The organism is Bradyrhizobium sp. CCBAU 53338 (assembly GCF_015291665.1).
Taxonomy (GTDB): domain Bacteria; phylum Pseudomonadota; class Alphaproteobacteria; order Rhizobiales; family Xanthobacteraceae; genus Bradyrhizobium.
Window position 1 is genome coordinate 488,543 of the sequence record NZ_CP030048.1, and the last position, 14,289, is coordinate 502,831.

Consider the following 14,289-nt stretch of genomic DNA (forward strand, 5'->3'; position numbering starts at 1 on the left):
CATTCACTCCGGCTCCTGACTGCGATCGCCGCCGGGCTTGTGTCCATCCGGCCCGCGGTCGAACAGGCCGTAATGGCTGGAGCGGCTGCCGTCGGCCCGGATCGGTTTTGCAGCGAGTCCCAGCCTCAGCAATTCCCGAATTGCGGCCGCCCGGGTCGGCATGCGGTGTCTGAATCTGAAATCGTCGACGAGCGAAAGCTCTTCCGGGGTGAGCATGATCTGGAGACGATCTCCGCGGAGGTCCTGCATAGCCCTTTCTCGCTATAACGAGGTGAGTGAACTACTCAATTTACTCATTTGGCTAAAGTTCCCCATGATCCGCAAAAATCGGGTCATGAGTAAAATACTTCCGCGAAAACAATGTGTTGCGACTTGATCGGGCGGGTTATGGTTCGCGGGGGCACGATGCCCTGGAGAAATTCCCGATGCAAAAGCGGACGCCGGAGTAGCGATTGCCCTTTCTCGTCAAAGCTGGATCGCTGACCGTCGTCGCGCGCAGTGCGCTGGATGCCGTGAGCACGGTCGACAGGCTGCTCAGCGACGATGAATCGCTCGAGCCCGTCGTCTCGACGTTCGAAGGCTCGATTGTCGACATCGAGCAGCTTCGCGAATTGGTCGGCGATACCGACGAGCCCTGATCACACGCAATAAAAATCCTGGGCCGTTGCTGGCAACGGCCCAGGATTCAATGGGTAGCCGTGGAAACGATGCGTCAGAAGCGATAGCTGAGCGCGAGGCGACCGACGTTCTCCCTGAACTTCGCACTGTAATTGAAGGTCGTGGTGTTCGCGCCGCAAGCGCCGACGCCGGGCGTACAGGCGATGGTGCCGTTGCCGCCAAAGCTGTCGAAGTCCATGTAGAGATATTCGCCGCGCAGCATCCAGTGGTCCGCCACACGCCATTCTGCGCCGAGGCCGACGACCCAGCCGACCGCGTCCTTGCTGAACGAGTTCGTCACGTTGGTCGGATAGAACGTGTCGATGAAATTGGCCGAGTATTTGAGGTGAGCGACCGCCGCGCCGCCGGTGACGTACGGGTACCAGGATCCCATGTCGTAGCCGACGCGACCGGTGAAGGTGGCAAGGAAGTCCGAGCTGGCGTGCAGATTCCACGCGAAAGTCGAGCCCGGCGTCACCGGGTACACGGTCGGGCCGTTGCTCGTCGAACCATTGAAATTGGCCCAGTCGAAGCTCGCCTCGATGCCGAAGATGCCCTTGCCCGACTGGAAGAGATAACCGATCTGACCGCCCGCCAAGCCGCCCGAGTTGTCGAAGCTCCGCGTGGCGCCGGCGACCACCGCCGGGATGTTGGCGAATGCGAAGAAGCCATCCGGACCGACGTCGCTCGCGCTCGTACCCGTGGTGCCCCAGGCGCCGCCGCCGTTGATGCCGATGTAGAACCCGGTCCAGCTCGGGAGCTGCGCAACCATTGGCGGCGCCTTCATCGCCATGTCCGCCGCCATGGCCGGCGCGGCACTGACGGCCAGCAACGCAACGGCGCTCGCAACATACGTCTTCAAGTAATTTCTCATTCGCGTGCTCCCAGTCGGCGATTTCGGAAATAGATCAAGTCGTCGCGGATCAGCGGCTGGATCAATGGTTAGCACGTGACGGTGCGTCATAATGTAGCGGCCGCGTCACACTCGGAAACGTTTCGCTTTTCACGATATGGAAGCCATCATTACGTATTAGGATTGTAGCGTCAGCCGATATGTTTTTGCGGCCAGCGCTCGTCGCTCTGGTCCATATCGTGACGCGCACGGACGGGCGGGACGCGCCAAGCATGGTCCCGACCCCAAAGTCCGCGGGCGCCAGAAGCGAGACTATCTTTTTCCGAAATGGCGTGGGCGGTTCAAGCCGCCGCGGCCTGCTTCGACAGCAATTGCTTCAGCTTCGCCGCCGGCACTGCAGGGCTGAACAGCCAGCCCTGCATCTGGCTGCATCCGAGCCGGCGCAGCACCTCGCGCTGGGCTTCCGTCTCGACGCCTTCCGCCGTCGTCGCCATGTGGCGGGCGGCGGCCATGTGCACCACGGCCTGGACGATCGGCGAGGAATCCGCGGGCTCGCCGATGTCGCTGATGAAGCTGCGATCGATCTTGATCTTGTCGAACGGGAAGCGGTGCAGATAGCTCAGCGACGAATAGCCGGTGCCGAAATCGTCGAGCGCGATGCGCACGCCGAGCTCGCGCAGCTGCTGCAGGATGGTCAGCGCCTCCTCGTCGTCGCGGATCAGCACGGTTTCGGTGATCTCGAGCTCGAGCCGTCCCGGCGCCAGGCCCGACTCGGCGAGCGCCGAGGCAACCTTCAGTGCCAGCGTCTTGGAGCGGAACTGCACCGGCGAGACGTTGACCGCGATGTGGATGTCGCCGGGCCAGGAGGCCGCTTCGGTGCAGGCCTGCTTCAGCACCCATTCGCCGATCTCGCCGATCAGGCCGGTGTCCTCGGCAACCGGAATGAAGTCCGCGGGCGAGACCATGCCGCGCTCGGGATGGCGCCAGCGCAGCAGCGCCTCGCAGCCGGAGACGATGTTGGCGGAGAGATCGACCAGCGGCTGGTAGTGCACCTCGAACTCGCCGCGGGGCAGCGCCTGGCGCAGATCGAGCTCGAGCTGGCGGCGCTGCCGCGCCCTGGCGTCGTATTCGCTCACGAAGATGCGGAAGGTGCCGCGGCCCTCGGTCTTCGCGGCGTACATCGCCAGATCGGCGCGCTTGAGCAGGTCTTCGAGATTGTCGCCGTGATCGGGCGCGATCGCGATGCCGATGCTGGCATCGGTCGTGATATCCTGGCCCTTGCAGTCGACGGGCGTGCGCAGCGACGCCAGGATCCGTTCCGCCAGCACGGACAGCTCGGCCTGGTCGCAGGTGCCGGCCTTGACGATCGCGAACTCGTCGCCCCCGAGACGCGCCACCAGGTCGTTGCCGCTGACGCAGGCGCGCAGGCGGCTCGCGACCTGGCGCAGCAATTCGTCGCCGACCTCGTGTCCCAGCGAATCGTTGACGCCCTTGAACTCGTCGACGTCGATATAGAGGATCGCAAACGGCTTGCCGTGGCTGAGCTCGGCGACGCGGCGCTCCAGATGGCCGCGCATCAGCACGCGGTTGGGCAGGTCGGTGAGGGCATCATAATGGGCCATGTGCGCGATGCGCTCGTCGGCGCGGATGCGCTCGGTGACGTCGTCATGGGTGGCGAGCCAGCCGCCGGCCGCACCCGGCTGGTTCTTGATCTCGATCAGGCGGCCGTCGGAGGTCTCGACGATGTTGCTCTGGATGCGCCCGACGCTGTCCAGGATTGCGTCGCAATAGGAATCGACGTCGCCGTCGAACGAGCCGGTGTCGGCGCGATGCTGGATCACGTCGCGGAAATGGGCGCCCGGCTTCACCACCGCGGTCGAGAGCCGGTACATGTCGATGTAGCGCCTGTTGCAGACGATGAGCCGCTCGTCCTGGTCGAACATCAACAGGCCCTGCGTCATCGTGTTCATCGCGGTGTCGAGCCGCTGCTTCTCCAGCGAGAGCCGGTACGTCACCTGGCGGAAGATCAGGAACAGCGTGAGCACGAGAAGGCCGATCGACAGCACGGCGACAGTGATGAAGAACCTGGTTTGGGTGCGCCAGGTGGCGAGCGTCGCGTCCAGCGATTTGGTGGCGACCACGACCAGCGGCTCGCCGGTCAGCATGCGCGAGGCGACGATGCGGTCCTTGCCGTCGATCGGGCTGGCGAGCTCGGTCGTGACGAAGCTGCGCTCGAACACGGCCCTCTGCTCGGGCGAGCCGGTGCGGTAGTTCTGCCCGATCATGTCGTCGACATGCGGGATCCGCGCCAGCAGCTGGCCGTTCTGGTGGTGCATCGCGATCGAGGAATCCTCGCCGAGGCCGGTCGAGGCGAAGAAGGATTCGAGCTGCTCCGGCGTAATCGCCCGCGATACCACGCCGAGAAACTCGCCATGCGGTCCGGAGACGCGCCGGGCGAACACGATCGCCGGTCCGACGCCAAACCGGCCCGGCACGACCTCGACCTCTTCCTGCGCGGCCGGATCGGTCTTGAGCCTGATGAAATAGCCGCGATCCGACACCGAGATGTCGGCAACGGGCCAGCGCTTCGACGAGTTGATCAGCACGCCGTTGGAATCGAACACGTTGGCGCCGGCGACGTCGGACCAGCCGCTGGCCTTGGCGCGCAGCACCTCGTGCACGGCGAGCGTCGCCATCTCGCTGCGGAAGACGTCGGGGGAATCGATGCCATGGCTTTCGAGTTCCGCGATGATGCTCTTCTGGAGCACCGCAAAATCCTCGAACTCGCGGTCGAAATGGCGGGCGAGCAGACGGACGGAGCTTTCCAGGCCGTCACGGCCGCTCGCGATCGCGTTCTGGCGGAAGCGGTCGACGGTCAGCCCGGTGCCGATGGCCATCGCTGCCATCAACACGAAGCCGCCGACGATCAGCCACGTCAGCGGTGCGCCCCGCCAACGGCGAAGCAGCGCGCGCAGTCGCGCGGTCCATCGTATCGATGCGCCCATCCCAGTCCTCCCGTGGGATCCAAGATGCAGCAAAACGGAAAAGACCCCGTTACCAGTAACGGTTAGGGAACTATGAATCGGAACGAAATCAGGGAGTTGGCGCAGCGCCTGGGGAACTCGGAATGCGACGCGGCTCGAGGGACGCCTTCATTCCCGCTTCACCTCCCATGTCAGGGCTTGGGCATTCTGCTTGGCGAAGATCTCAGGCACGTCGAATTTCCCGGTCCGGAGGTCATAGCGGCACCGCCAGCCGCCCAGCCCCTTCATGACAGTGTTCTTCGGATGCTTGTCGTATTCGCCGGCGAGGCCGATCACGAGATAGCGGTTGTCGGGCCAGTTCACGCCGAGCCAGCGATAGGCCTCTTCGGTCCCCTTCAGGAGATTGGCCGTGATGTGGAAGTCGAGCCTGGCGAAGTGCTTCGTCTCCGGCCGGCCGTAGAAATAGGCCCAGGCGAGATCGCTGAGCGATTTCCTGGTGGCGTTGACGAAGACGCCGTTCTCGACATGGTAGAGATACAGATCCTGCTCGCCCGAGCCGGTCTTCTGCATCCGCACCAGCCATTGCGAGTCGCTGGTGAAGCGGAAGCCGGCGCCATAGCCCTGCTCCGGCTTCAGCTCCGTCATCTGCTCGCCGCGGCGTGCCCAGACCTGCCATTTGACGTCCCAATCGCCGCTATCCTTCATGTATTGCTCGAGCCTGGTGGCGCCGTCGGGCGAGGTGAAGGCGAGGTCGGCATCGTCGGTGAGGACGAACCCCGGCGGCGGGCCGGAGGCGGCAAGCGCGGGGGCGGCGGCGAGCGTCAGGGCAAGCGCCAGCCATGGCGCAGCGCGGCAAAATGCGGTCATGGTGAATTCCTGAAAGTGGCCGCCAGGAATGGACTGCAGGAATGGGCTACCAGAATGGGCTACCAGAATGGGCTTCAAGAATGGACGGCAAGAACGGGCTTCAAGAACGGACTCGAGGCGGCTTCGCTCGTTTGACGCGGAAAGGACCAGCCCGGTTCATCCCTTCGACCGTCTTGCTGCCGCAGCCAAAACGGCGCACTTTGCCGGGGTTGATTTTTGACCCAGAGTTTCGATCAGGGTTTGAGGACTGATGATCACCGCATCCAAGGCCTTCATTGCATTCTGCGCCTTCTGTCTGCTCGCGGTGGTCGGCGCCGTGCTGGTGATCGGCCCGGGCGAGCTCCGCCACATGCTGTCGGGCGGGACGCGCACCGAGGTGGCCGCGGTCGCGAAGCCCGAGAGCAAGCCTGAGGTGAAGGCCGAGCCCAAAGCCCAGGCCAAGGCCGAAGCCAAGGTCGAGCCGAAAGCAGAGTCCAAGGCGGAATCCAAGACCGAGTCCAAGACAGAGTCCAGGAGCGAACAGAAGGCCGACGAATCCAAGCTCGCCGCGGTTGCGCCAGCCTCGCCATCTGCCTCGCCCGCACCGGCCGAGGCGCCGAAGGCAGGCGCGCTGGCGGAAACCCAGAAGCAGGTCGCGGCGCTGGCCGATGTCGCGCCGGCCAAGCCGCAGCCGCCTGTTGCTGACACCGGCCCACGTTTCGACGTTGCCCGCGTCGACGATCACGGCGAGGCGGCCGTCATTGCGGGGCAGGCCGCACCTGGTGCCAAGGTAGAGCTGATGCGCGACGGCCAGCCGCTCGACAGCGTGGTGGCCGATGCGTCGGGCCAGTTCGTGATGACCCCGCCCAAGCTTCCGGCCGGCAGCTATGAGCTGGCGCTGCGCGCCAGGGCGCCCGATGGCACCGTCACGCAATCCAGCCGGACCATGCCGGTGACGATCGCCGAAGCCGCGCCGCCGCCTCCGCGTGTCGCGGCGGTTGCGAAGCCCGAGGCGAAGCGCGACGACAAACCCGAAGTCGTCGCGGCGCTGCCTACGCCGCGCCAGGCTTCGGTGCCGGAGCGGTCCGCGGCCCGGCCCCGGATGATGGGCACGTCCAAACCCAGATCCATGGCGAGGGCGCCGGCCGCGGCTGTCGCAGCGGCCTCGCCCGCAGACCTCCTCAGCACGACGACGGCGGAATCCGGTGGCAGCCGGGTGATCACCCGCGGCGACAGCCTCTGGGCGCTGAGCCGCCTCGCCTATGGCGACGGCGCCCGCTATGCGGTGATCTTCAACGCCAACCGCGAAAAGATCCGCAATCCAAATCTGATCTATCCCGGCCAGACCGTCGTGGTGCCGCAAAGGGCGCAGTGAGGCTTGCTTCGCCTCCCCCCGCAAGCGGGGCGAGGTAAAGCACCGCGCTTGCCGCGATGCCGCCTCACGGATCTGCGACGCTTTGGCCGTCTCGCCGCGGAACATTTGGTTCCCCGGCGCGTCTTCTCCCTGCGGCGTGATGCGCGCTTGGCGCTGGAGGAGGGCCAAGAAGTGTTTGGCTCGGTGATCGGCTCGGTGGTCAGGTCAGTGGTCTTGTCGAGATCGCGCTCGGGACTGGCGCTTGCCGGCGCGGCCCTTGTCGCTGTGACGGTGCTGCTGCCCAACACCGCGCAAGCGCAGTTCGGACTGCGCGGCGGGCCGCTCGGCGTTGCGCGCTTCGCCGTCGGTCACATCATCGGCCTGTCGCGCCTGCGCCATGCCCGCATGGCGGTGCGAGGCGGTCGCTATCGTTATCGCTCCGCTGCGCTGAGATCGCAGGATCCGCGCGGCAGCGAGCGCGGTCAGCCCGCCAATCCCTATGTCGTCCGTGCGGCGATGACGGCGCAGGCTGCGCTGTCGGGCTGGCACGGCGGCCGCCGTCCGCAGGGCTGGTGGCGCCACCCTGACGGCAGCTATGGCTGGATCGGTCCGGTGTTCTGGCCGTTCGCGCATGACGATCTCACCACCGCAATCATCCTTGGCGATACGACCAGCCTCTCGCTCTACGGCTATGGCGATATCTACGCCGCGATCTTCGCGCCCTATGCGGCGCCCGAGCTCGCCGCCTACACCGCGCCGCAGGGCCGCCGGGCGCGGCGAGTCCCGTCGGCGGAGACGGTCTGCGACAGCAGCGACACCGGCGGCTTGCCGGTCGACCGCATCGCCGCAACGGTGCAGCCGAACGAGATGCAGCGCGCGGCGCTCGATGAGCTCGCGTCCGCCTGGACGACGGCGCGCGACACCATCCGCGCCTCGTGCCCGGCGCAGGCGCCGATGATTGCGGCGGAGCGCCTCGGCGTGATGCAGGCCCGTCTGGATGCGATGATCAAGGCCACCGACGCGCTGGCGCAGCCGCTGGCAAAATTCGTCGACCTCCTCGATGACGGCCAGAAAGCAAAGCTCGATTCGCTGGCGAGGGAGCGCCAGGCGGCGCTGGCTTCGGCCCAGCCCAAGGACGCGCAGGCGACCGCCGCCTGCGATCCCGACTACGATCCCCGCTACGACGTGCAGGCCCAGCGCCGGTACGAGCAGCTCGTGCAGCAGCAATGGCCCGCCGACGACATGGCCGTCACGCTGAAGCTCGACGACACCGGACGCGCCCGGCTCGACGTGCTCCAGGGCACCACGCTGCGCACGATGGAAACGCTGAGCTCGTGCCCGATGAAGACGGAAGCGACCCCGCAAGCCCGCCTCGCCGCCGTGAGGGCGCGCCTCGAGACGATGCAGCAGGCGGTGGGCAGCGTCGCCGATGCGCTCGACGATTTCGAAGCGGACCTGAGCGACGAGCAGAAGGCAGGGTTCGAGGCGATGGGGCCGAAGCGGGGGACGTGAGGCTCCGGCCGACGTGAATTCTCGAATCGCAATGTACCCATCTTAATGGCAGGCATCGACGCGGTCGTCCTTGCTGTACGAACCGCCCTTCACCGCGATTGCGCCGACGGGGCCGGAACACCTGTTCGACGAAGCCAAAGTGGTCCGTCTCGTCAGCGCGATCCGTGAGATCAACGACAGCGCAGTTGCCTGAGCGGATCGACTGACCCGACAGGCAACACGTCAGAGCTTGGTGAGATCAGGCGCAAACGTCCGATGATGCCATCATGCCAGTGTTTTGCCCGACGCGTCAAAGAAAATTGCTGAAAATCAGCAAATCGGGAAAATCACGAAGCTCCCCAGCGGCCTGCCTACTGTGCATGGGGTTGTTTTCGCGTTTTGTGGTTGATGTCAGCCTCTGCGCCGGGCGGCGGCCGCATCGACGACATTGTCGACTTGGTCTCGCCACGACAGGATCTCCATCGCCAGCACCGGGTGATTGAATCCCTTGAGCTGGAGATCGTCGAGCGCGCGCGCCTCGACCCAGGGCTCGACCATGCCGTAGACGCGGCGGCTGACCACGATCTGGTTGGCGTGGGCCTCGCTGCACAGGCGGGAGGCGAGGTTGGTGACGCTGCCGATCGCGGCATATTCCAGCCGCTGCTCGAAGCCGACCTGGCCGAGCGTGGCATAGCCGAGCGCGATGCCGATGCCGAAGCCGAGGCTGTGCCCGCGGTTGCGCCAGCGCTCGGTCAGGGGGCCGATGGTGTCGCGCATCTCCACCGCCATCTTCACGGCGCGTGCGGTGTGGTCCTCGAACTGGATCGGCGCGTTGAACAGGATCATCACGCCGTCGCCGGCATATTTGTCGAGCGTGCCCTCGTATTTGAAGATCAGCTTGCCGAGCGCGGCGTGATATTCGCGCAGCACGTTCATCGCCTCTTCCGGCTCGGTCGCTTCCGTGAACGCAGTGAAGCCGCGCAGGTCGCAGAACACCACGGTCACCTCGCGGCGCTGGCTGGTGAGCAGGCCTTCCGGACTGTCCGAGGAGGCGATCAGCTGCGCCACCTGCGGCGCCAGGAAGCGCTCGAGCTTGCGGATGCGCTCGATCTCGCTGAGCTGGGTCGCGACGCGCTCTTCGAGCGACTTGTTCCAGTCCTTGAGCTGCTCGGTCTGCTGGGTGAGCTTGTCGGCCTGGGCGCGCACGGTCTCGTTCGCGGTCTCCAGCGCGTGGCTCTTGTGATCGACCTCGGTGAACAGGCGCGCATTGCGCATCGCCAGCACGGCCTGGTTGGCGAAGGTGCGCATCAGGCCGGTGAGGCTGGGTTCGAACGCGCCGCTGGTCCGGCGCAGCACCACCAGCGCGCCGAGCGTGCCCTGCTGGTCGACCAGCGGCACCACCAGCACCGCATGGAAGCCGGCATCGACCGCGACGTCGCGCAGCGGCTGCTCGGCGGCGTGGTCGAGGTCGGGCAGCGCGATCGGCTCGCCGCTCCGCGCGGCATCGCTCAGGATGTTCTCGCCTTCGCCGATGGTGACATGGGCGCCGCCGGCCGATTTGTCGATGCCGTCAGCCTCGACCAGGTTGAAGCTGCGCCGCGCGGCGTCATGGCCGTAGATCAGCACCGCGTCGGCGCGGCTGATCTCCAGCGCGCGGGCGGCGATCGTCGGCAGCACGGCGTTGAGGTCGAGCGAGGACGAGACCGCGCGGCCGACCTCTTCCAGCACCTTCAGCTCGTTGATCGACTGGGCGAGATCGCGGGTGCGCTCCTGGACCTTCGTTTCGAGGTTCGTATAGGTCTCCTGGAGCTGGCCGGCCATGCGGTTGAACTGGCCGGCGAGCTCCTCCAGCTCGTCGGAGGTGTGCACGTCGATGCGGTGGCTGAAATCGCCTTCGCCCAGCTTGTGCGCGCCGTCGCGCAGCGCCGTGATCGGGATGATCATGCGGCGCGCCAGCAGCGTGCCGGCGAGGATCGCGACCAGAAGGCCCATGCCGATCAGGAGCGCGATGCGCACCAGCTGGTCGCGGATCGGCGTCAGCGCCTGCGTGGCCGGCTGCTCGAACAACACGCTCCAGCCGAGCTTCGGCACAGTGCTCGCGGCCGACAGCACCGCATGGCCGTTGAAGTCGGTGCCCGACGTGTCGCCCTCGCGGCCGGGCGCGATCGCCGCCGCGACCTGCGGCAGCTTCGACAGATCCGTGCCGACATCGGGCCCCTTCGACGAGGTCGCCAGCACGCGGCCGCGCGGGTCGACCACATAGGCGAAGGCGGCCTTGCCGACCTGCGCATCGGACAGGAACTCGGAGAGGAAGCTGAGATCGATCTCGGCCACCGTGACGCCGGCATTGAAGCCGGAATGCGCCACCGAGATCGACATGTACGGGGTGCGGTCCGAGAAATAGGGGGGCGCATAGCTGACGCCGCGGGCGACCGCTTCGGTGAAGCGAATGTCGCGGGCGAGGTCGGCATTGCTGCCGGTCGTGATCGACTGGCGCGAGACGCGCAGCACCTCGCGGCCGTCGCCGTTGAGCTGGAACAGCTGCGAGACGACGGAGACCTGCTGCAGCAGCTGGGTGTAGTCGGTGCGACGCTTCTCCAGCGTGTCCCGGCTGGCGGTCGTCACCCAGCTGATCTGGCGCTCGAGCTCGGAGACGGACTGTTCGATGCGCCGGGCCGCGCTTTGCGCCTTGTCCTCGAGCCCGTCGGTCAGCTGTGTCTTGGTGGCGCGATAGGAGATCCAGGTCTCCATCGCGCCGTTGACGGCGAGCACGAACACGACGAGGCCGACGAGGGAGGCGACATATTTGGCGAACAGGCCCTCGCGCAGAAACCAGGTCTTGTCTTTCGCTCCCGTCATCCGGATCCTCTCGCGCCGCGACCGACGCTAAGGGCCGTACGGGCCCCACGGCTTTCTACCACAATTTGGGCCCTTGGACCGGCAGGGAGCCGGCAAGGGGCGCGTGTGGTTACCCGCGGGACAACGCCCGGACGGCCAGCAGGGCGGTGAATTGTCGCAGCCGGCAGATGTCCTCCTCCGTTCGGATGAAGAAATCGGCGAGGCGGGGGTCTCCGGCTGCGCGCGGAGCGCGACGCCCTGGTCCGCCAATCACCGATTGAACAGTTGCCGCATCACGTCGTTCATCGGCTGGCTGTCCTGCTGCGCCTCGGGCGGGTTCTGGATCGGAGCGGCGGGCGAAGCCTGCGGCGCCGGTGTGGTCGGCGCGCCGGGCAGGCTGCGGCTTCGGCCGGTTCCGTTGCCGGCGCCGCTCGAGAGCCCCTGCTGGATCAGATTGCCGATCGCCTCGCCCAGCTGGCCGCCGAGCAGGTTGTTCTGCCCTTGTGCTTGTCCTTGCCCTGGCTGCTGGGCTTGCGGATTGGCGTTGCCGCCGCTCGGGGCAGTGCCGCCGAGACCGAAACTGTTCAGGATGCCGCCGAGCCCGGCGCCGTCAGGCCCGAACAGGCCCTTGCCCATCTCGCGCAGCTTGGCATAGGCGGCATCGGGATTGTCGAGCATCCCGGCCATGTCGGGGTAGATCCGCGGCTGCGACCATGCGCCGGTGATCATCACGGGAATGCCGAAGCCGACCGGCTCGGAGGCGCGGCCCTGGCCTTCGGTCGTCATCACCAGTTTCGGCTCGACGCGAAAGCCCATCATCTTGGTGTCGAGTGCGATGGTGCCCGCGCCGATGACGCGCACCAGCGGCCCGATCAGGTTGAGGTCGGTCGTCACCGCCTGGCCCTTGTCGATGCGGAACGAGGCCGAGAGCTGTGACAGGTCCGTGCTCTGCTCTCTGCTCTGCTCCTGGCCGGAGTTCTGGCTGTCCTGCCAGCCCGACAGCGTGCCCGACGTCAGCGAGCGGATCATCTGCGCGACATTGATGCCGCGGATGGCGCCGTCCTGGAAATTGACGAAGGCCGTGCCCTGCATGTTCGCCATCAGCGCGCGCTGACTGGCGCCGGCGCTGCGCAGCGCGAGCTTGGCCTGCAGCTTGCCGTCGATGCGGTCGAATTCGGCAAGGCCTTGCAGCAGCGGCAGCGCGCGCACGCCGACGAGGTCGGAATGCATCGCAAAGCTCGGCGCGCCGCTGGTCGCATCCAGGATCACCTCGCCCGAGACCTGGCCGCCATAGGCGCCGAGATTCGCAGTGCCTGCCTTCAGGATGCCGCCGGCGAGCTTTGCATCGAGCGCCAGCGGTGCAAGACGCGCCTCGCCGATCACGGCTTCGCTGGCCGAGATCCTGATCTGCGCGTCGACATAGTTGAGCCCGGACACGTCGATCGGTGCGTCGCTCCAGGGCTGGCCGGTCGCGCCCTCAGGCGATTTCGCCAGGGGAATCGCGAGCCGCCGGAAGTCGAGATCGACCTTCACCAGCGGCTTGCTCGCGATGTCGACCGAGGCCCAGCCGTTGAAGGCGCCTTCGCCGAGCGTGCCGTTGACGCCGTTGATCATCACGACCGCGCCGTTGAGGCGCATCTCGGCATGGCCGGCGAGCTGCGACTTCAACACGTCGGGCATGTCGATGGCGAAATCGACCGGGATGGTCTGTCGCTCGATCGGCGGCGCCGGCGCGGTCGCCTTGATGTCGAACCTGGTCGGATGCTCGCCGACGCGTGCGGTTCCGGCGATCGCAATCCTGCGGTCGCGGCCCGTGACGGCGTCGGCATTGATGGCGCTGACGCGGCTGTCGATGCGGTCGCGCACGCGCGCGAATGCGACTTCGCCGTTGGTGATCTTGACGCGGGCGATGGTCGCGCCGCCCATGTCGAGGGCCGGGGGCTTGGGCGATGCATCGGCGTTCGGCAGGCGCTCACGCAGCAGCGGCTGGTACAGCACGGGATGGGTGACGACGATCTCGCTGATGTCGGGATGGCCCGACCATGCGCTTGCGAGCGACATGTCGGCCTGCACGCGGTCGATCGTCACGCGCGTGATGCCGCTGCGATCCCGGGGATCGCTCAGCGTGAGGTCGTTCAGCGTGACGTTCAGCGTCGGCCACAGGCTGATCTTGGCGGTTCCGTCGATCGACAGGCGATAGCCGGTCGCCTGCTCGACGCGCGAGGCAATCGTCGTCGTCAGCAACCCCGAGGGGATACCGATCACCAGCAGGAGGACGATCACGACGATGACGGCGGCCAAGGCTGCGCCGGCGAATTTCACGGCTCTCATGTCGACTTTCCAACGACGGACGAGCGGCGTCGAATCCGGCGGACGACCCGTCCTTTTGCGCCAGAGTTTATCCCGGGACGGGAAGCCGCTCCAAGCCGCTAAAAATAGTCGGGAGGTGCTGCAAAGTTATGTGACTTATGACACACTTCTCCGGCGCGGTTTTACGCGATTCTGACGTTGATGCTCCCAAGCGATTTGCCAAAGAAACTAACCAAGAAATTCACAAGGACGTTGAAATGAGCAAGCAGGCCGAATTTGCGGTCATTCTGAAAATGAATGCCATGTTCGCCGATCTCGGAGCGGACGAACTCCAGCGGCTGTCCACCCTCTGCCACACCCAGCATCTGGCGAATGGCGAGGTGCTGTTCCAGAAGGGCGATCCGGGCGACGCGCTGTTCGGCGTGCGCCGCGGCCAGGTCCGTATCGAGACCGGCGCCTCCGACGGCAGCCGGTTGACGCTGAACTTCATGGGGCCGGGCGATCTGTTCGGCGAGGTCGCCGTGCTCGATGGCCAGAGCCGCACTGCCGATGCGACGGCCGGCGAAACCAGCGAATTGTTCGTGTTGCGGCGCGAAGACTTCCTCGCCTTCCTCGAGCGCGAGCCCAAGGTCGCGATCAAGATCATCGCGCTGTTGTGCCAGCGCATCCGCTGGCAGAGCGAGCGCATGGAGGAATCCATGTTGCAGCCGCTGCCGGTGCGGCTGGCGCGGCGGCTCTGCGCGCTCGCCGCCGACTTCGGCTCCGAGGTGCACATCTCGCAGGAACAGCTCGGCGTCTTCGTCGGCGCCGCCCGCGAGAGCGTCAACCGCCAGCTTCAGGCCTGGCGCAAGGAAGCGATCCTCGATCTGCAGCGCGGCCGGATTTTGCTGCGGAACATGACCAAGCTGACGGCGATCGCGCGGAACGAGTAGGGGTGGCGGATCGCGGCAAGGAGG

The 14,289-nt window shown here is 66.3% G+C and carries 11 protein-coding genes; 5 read left to right on the top strand and 6 right to left on the bottom strand.

The genetic code is table 11. From position 1 onward, the window contains the following. Window positions 1-3: 3 nt before the first annotated feature. A complete protein-coding gene (locus XH90_RS02365; protein WP_194479031.1) occupies window positions 4-249 on the bottom strand; it encodes a hypothetical protein in 246 nt (81 codons plus the stop codon). 203 nt (window positions 250-452) lie between these two features. Here XH90_RS02365 and XH90_RS02370 point away from each other — a divergent pair, with 203 nt between their 5' ends. Continuing rightward, complete coding sequence (locus XH90_RS02370) at window positions 453-638, top strand: hypothetical protein (RefSeq protein WP_194479032.1); 186 nt, start codon at window positions 453-455, stop codon at window positions 636-638. Window positions 639-712: 74 nt separating this feature from the next. On the opposite strand, the gene XH90_RS02375 is transcribed toward XH90_RS02370, so the two are convergent. The 3 genes from XH90_RS02375 to XH90_RS02385 form a co-directional block, all read right to left on the bottom strand. Further along, window positions 713-1,519, bottom strand: coding sequence for an outer membrane protein (locus XH90_RS02375; RefSeq protein WP_194479033.1), 807 nt, complete (start codon window positions 1,517-1,519; stop codon window positions 713-715). A gap of 332 nt (window positions 1,520-1,851) precedes the next feature. Next, window positions 1,852-4,515: an EAL domain-containing protein gene (locus tag XH90_RS02380; protein ID WP_194479034.1), complete on the bottom strand. Its 2,664-nt coding sequence runs from the start codon at window positions 4,513-4,515 to the stop codon at window positions 1,852-1,854. Between the two features lie 147 nt (window positions 4,516-4,662). Next, window positions 4,663-5,361, bottom strand: a complete 699-nt coding sequence (locus tag XH90_RS02385) for a hypothetical protein (protein ID WP_194479035.1) — start codon at window positions 5,359-5,361, stop codon at window positions 4,663-4,665. A 250-nt stretch (window positions 5,362-5,611) separates the two neighbouring features. Here XH90_RS02385 and XH90_RS02390 point away from each other — a divergent pair, with 250 nt between their 5' ends. The 3 genes from XH90_RS02390 (at window position 5,612) to XH90_RS39570 (ending at window position 8,399) form a co-directional block, all read left to right on the top strand. Beyond that, on the top strand, window positions 5,612-6,715 hold the full coding sequence (locus XH90_RS02390) for a LysM peptidoglycan-binding domain-containing protein (protein WP_194479036.1): 1,104 nt from the start codon (window positions 5,612-5,614) through the stop codon (window positions 6,713-6,715). Between the two features lie 195 nt (window positions 6,716-6,910). Further along, window positions 6,911-8,206: a Spy/CpxP family protein refolding chaperone gene (locus XH90_RS02395; protein ID WP_194482560.1), complete on the top strand. Its 1,296-nt coding sequence runs from the start codon at window positions 6,911-6,913 to the stop codon at window positions 8,204-8,206. Between the two features lie 70 nt (window positions 8,207-8,276). Next, window positions 8,277-8,399, top strand: coding sequence for a hypothetical protein (locus tag XH90_RS39570; RefSeq protein ID WP_256442497.1), 123 nt, complete (start codon window positions 8,277-8,279; stop codon window positions 8,397-8,399). A gap of 197 nt (window positions 8,400-8,596) precedes the next feature. On the opposite strand, the gene XH90_RS02400 is transcribed toward XH90_RS39570, so the two are convergent. Together XH90_RS02400 and XH90_RS02405 are read right to left on the bottom strand one after the other, a co-directional pair. Beyond that, the gene (locus XH90_RS02400; protein WP_194479037.1) at window positions 8,597-11,044 is read right to left on the bottom strand and encodes an adenylate/guanylate cyclase domain-containing protein; all 2,448 of its coding nucleotides are present in this window, start codon (window positions 11,042-11,044) and stop codon (window positions 8,597-8,599) included. Window positions 11,045-11,293: 249 nt separating this feature from the next. Then, on the bottom strand, window positions 11,294-13,354 hold the full coding sequence (locus tag XH90_RS02405; RefSeq protein ID WP_194479038.1) for an AsmA family protein: 2,061 nt from the start codon (window positions 13,352-13,354) through the stop codon (window positions 11,294-11,296). Window positions 13,355-13,590: 236 nt separating this feature from the next. On the opposite strand from XH90_RS02405, the gene XH90_RS02410 reads away from it, so the two are divergent. Continuing rightward, window positions 13,591-14,265 carry a Crp/Fnr family transcriptional regulator gene (locus tag XH90_RS02410; protein ID WP_194479039.1) on the top strand — a complete coding sequence of 225 codons (675 nt, stop codon included), beginning with the start codon at window positions 13,591-13,593 and terminating at the stop codon, window positions 14,263-14,265. The last annotated feature ends 24 nt before the right edge of the window (window positions 14,266-14,289 follow it).

Bases quoted from the DNA above. Each gene is read 5' to 3' on its own strand.
- XH90_RS02410 (WP_194479039.1), top strand. From the start codon at position 13,591: ATGAGCAAGCAGGCCGAATTTGCGGTCATTCTGAAAATGAATGCCATG.
- XH90_RS02380 (WP_194479034.1), bottom strand. From the start codon at position 4,515: ATGGGCGCATCGATACGATGGACCGCGCGACTGCGCGCGCTGCTTCGC.
- XH90_RS02365 (WP_194479031.1), bottom strand. From the start codon at position 249: ATGCAGGACCTCCGCGGAGATCGTCTCCAGATCATGCTCACCCCGGAA.
- XH90_RS02400 (WP_194479037.1), bottom strand. From the start codon at position 11,044: ATGACGGGAGCGAAAGACAAGACCTGGTTTCTGCGCGAGGGCCTGTTC.
- XH90_RS02390 (WP_194479036.1), top strand. From the start codon at position 5,612: ATGATCACCGCATCCAAGGCCTTCATTGCATTCTGCGCCTTCTGTCTG.
- XH90_RS02405 (WP_194479038.1), bottom strand. From the start codon at position 13,354: ATGAGAGCCGTGAAATTCGCCGGCGCAGCCTTGGCCGCCGTCATCGTC.
- XH90_RS02385 (WP_194479035.1), bottom strand. From the start codon at position 5,361: ATGACCGCATTTTGCCGCGCTGCGCCATGGCTGGCGCTTGCCCTGACG.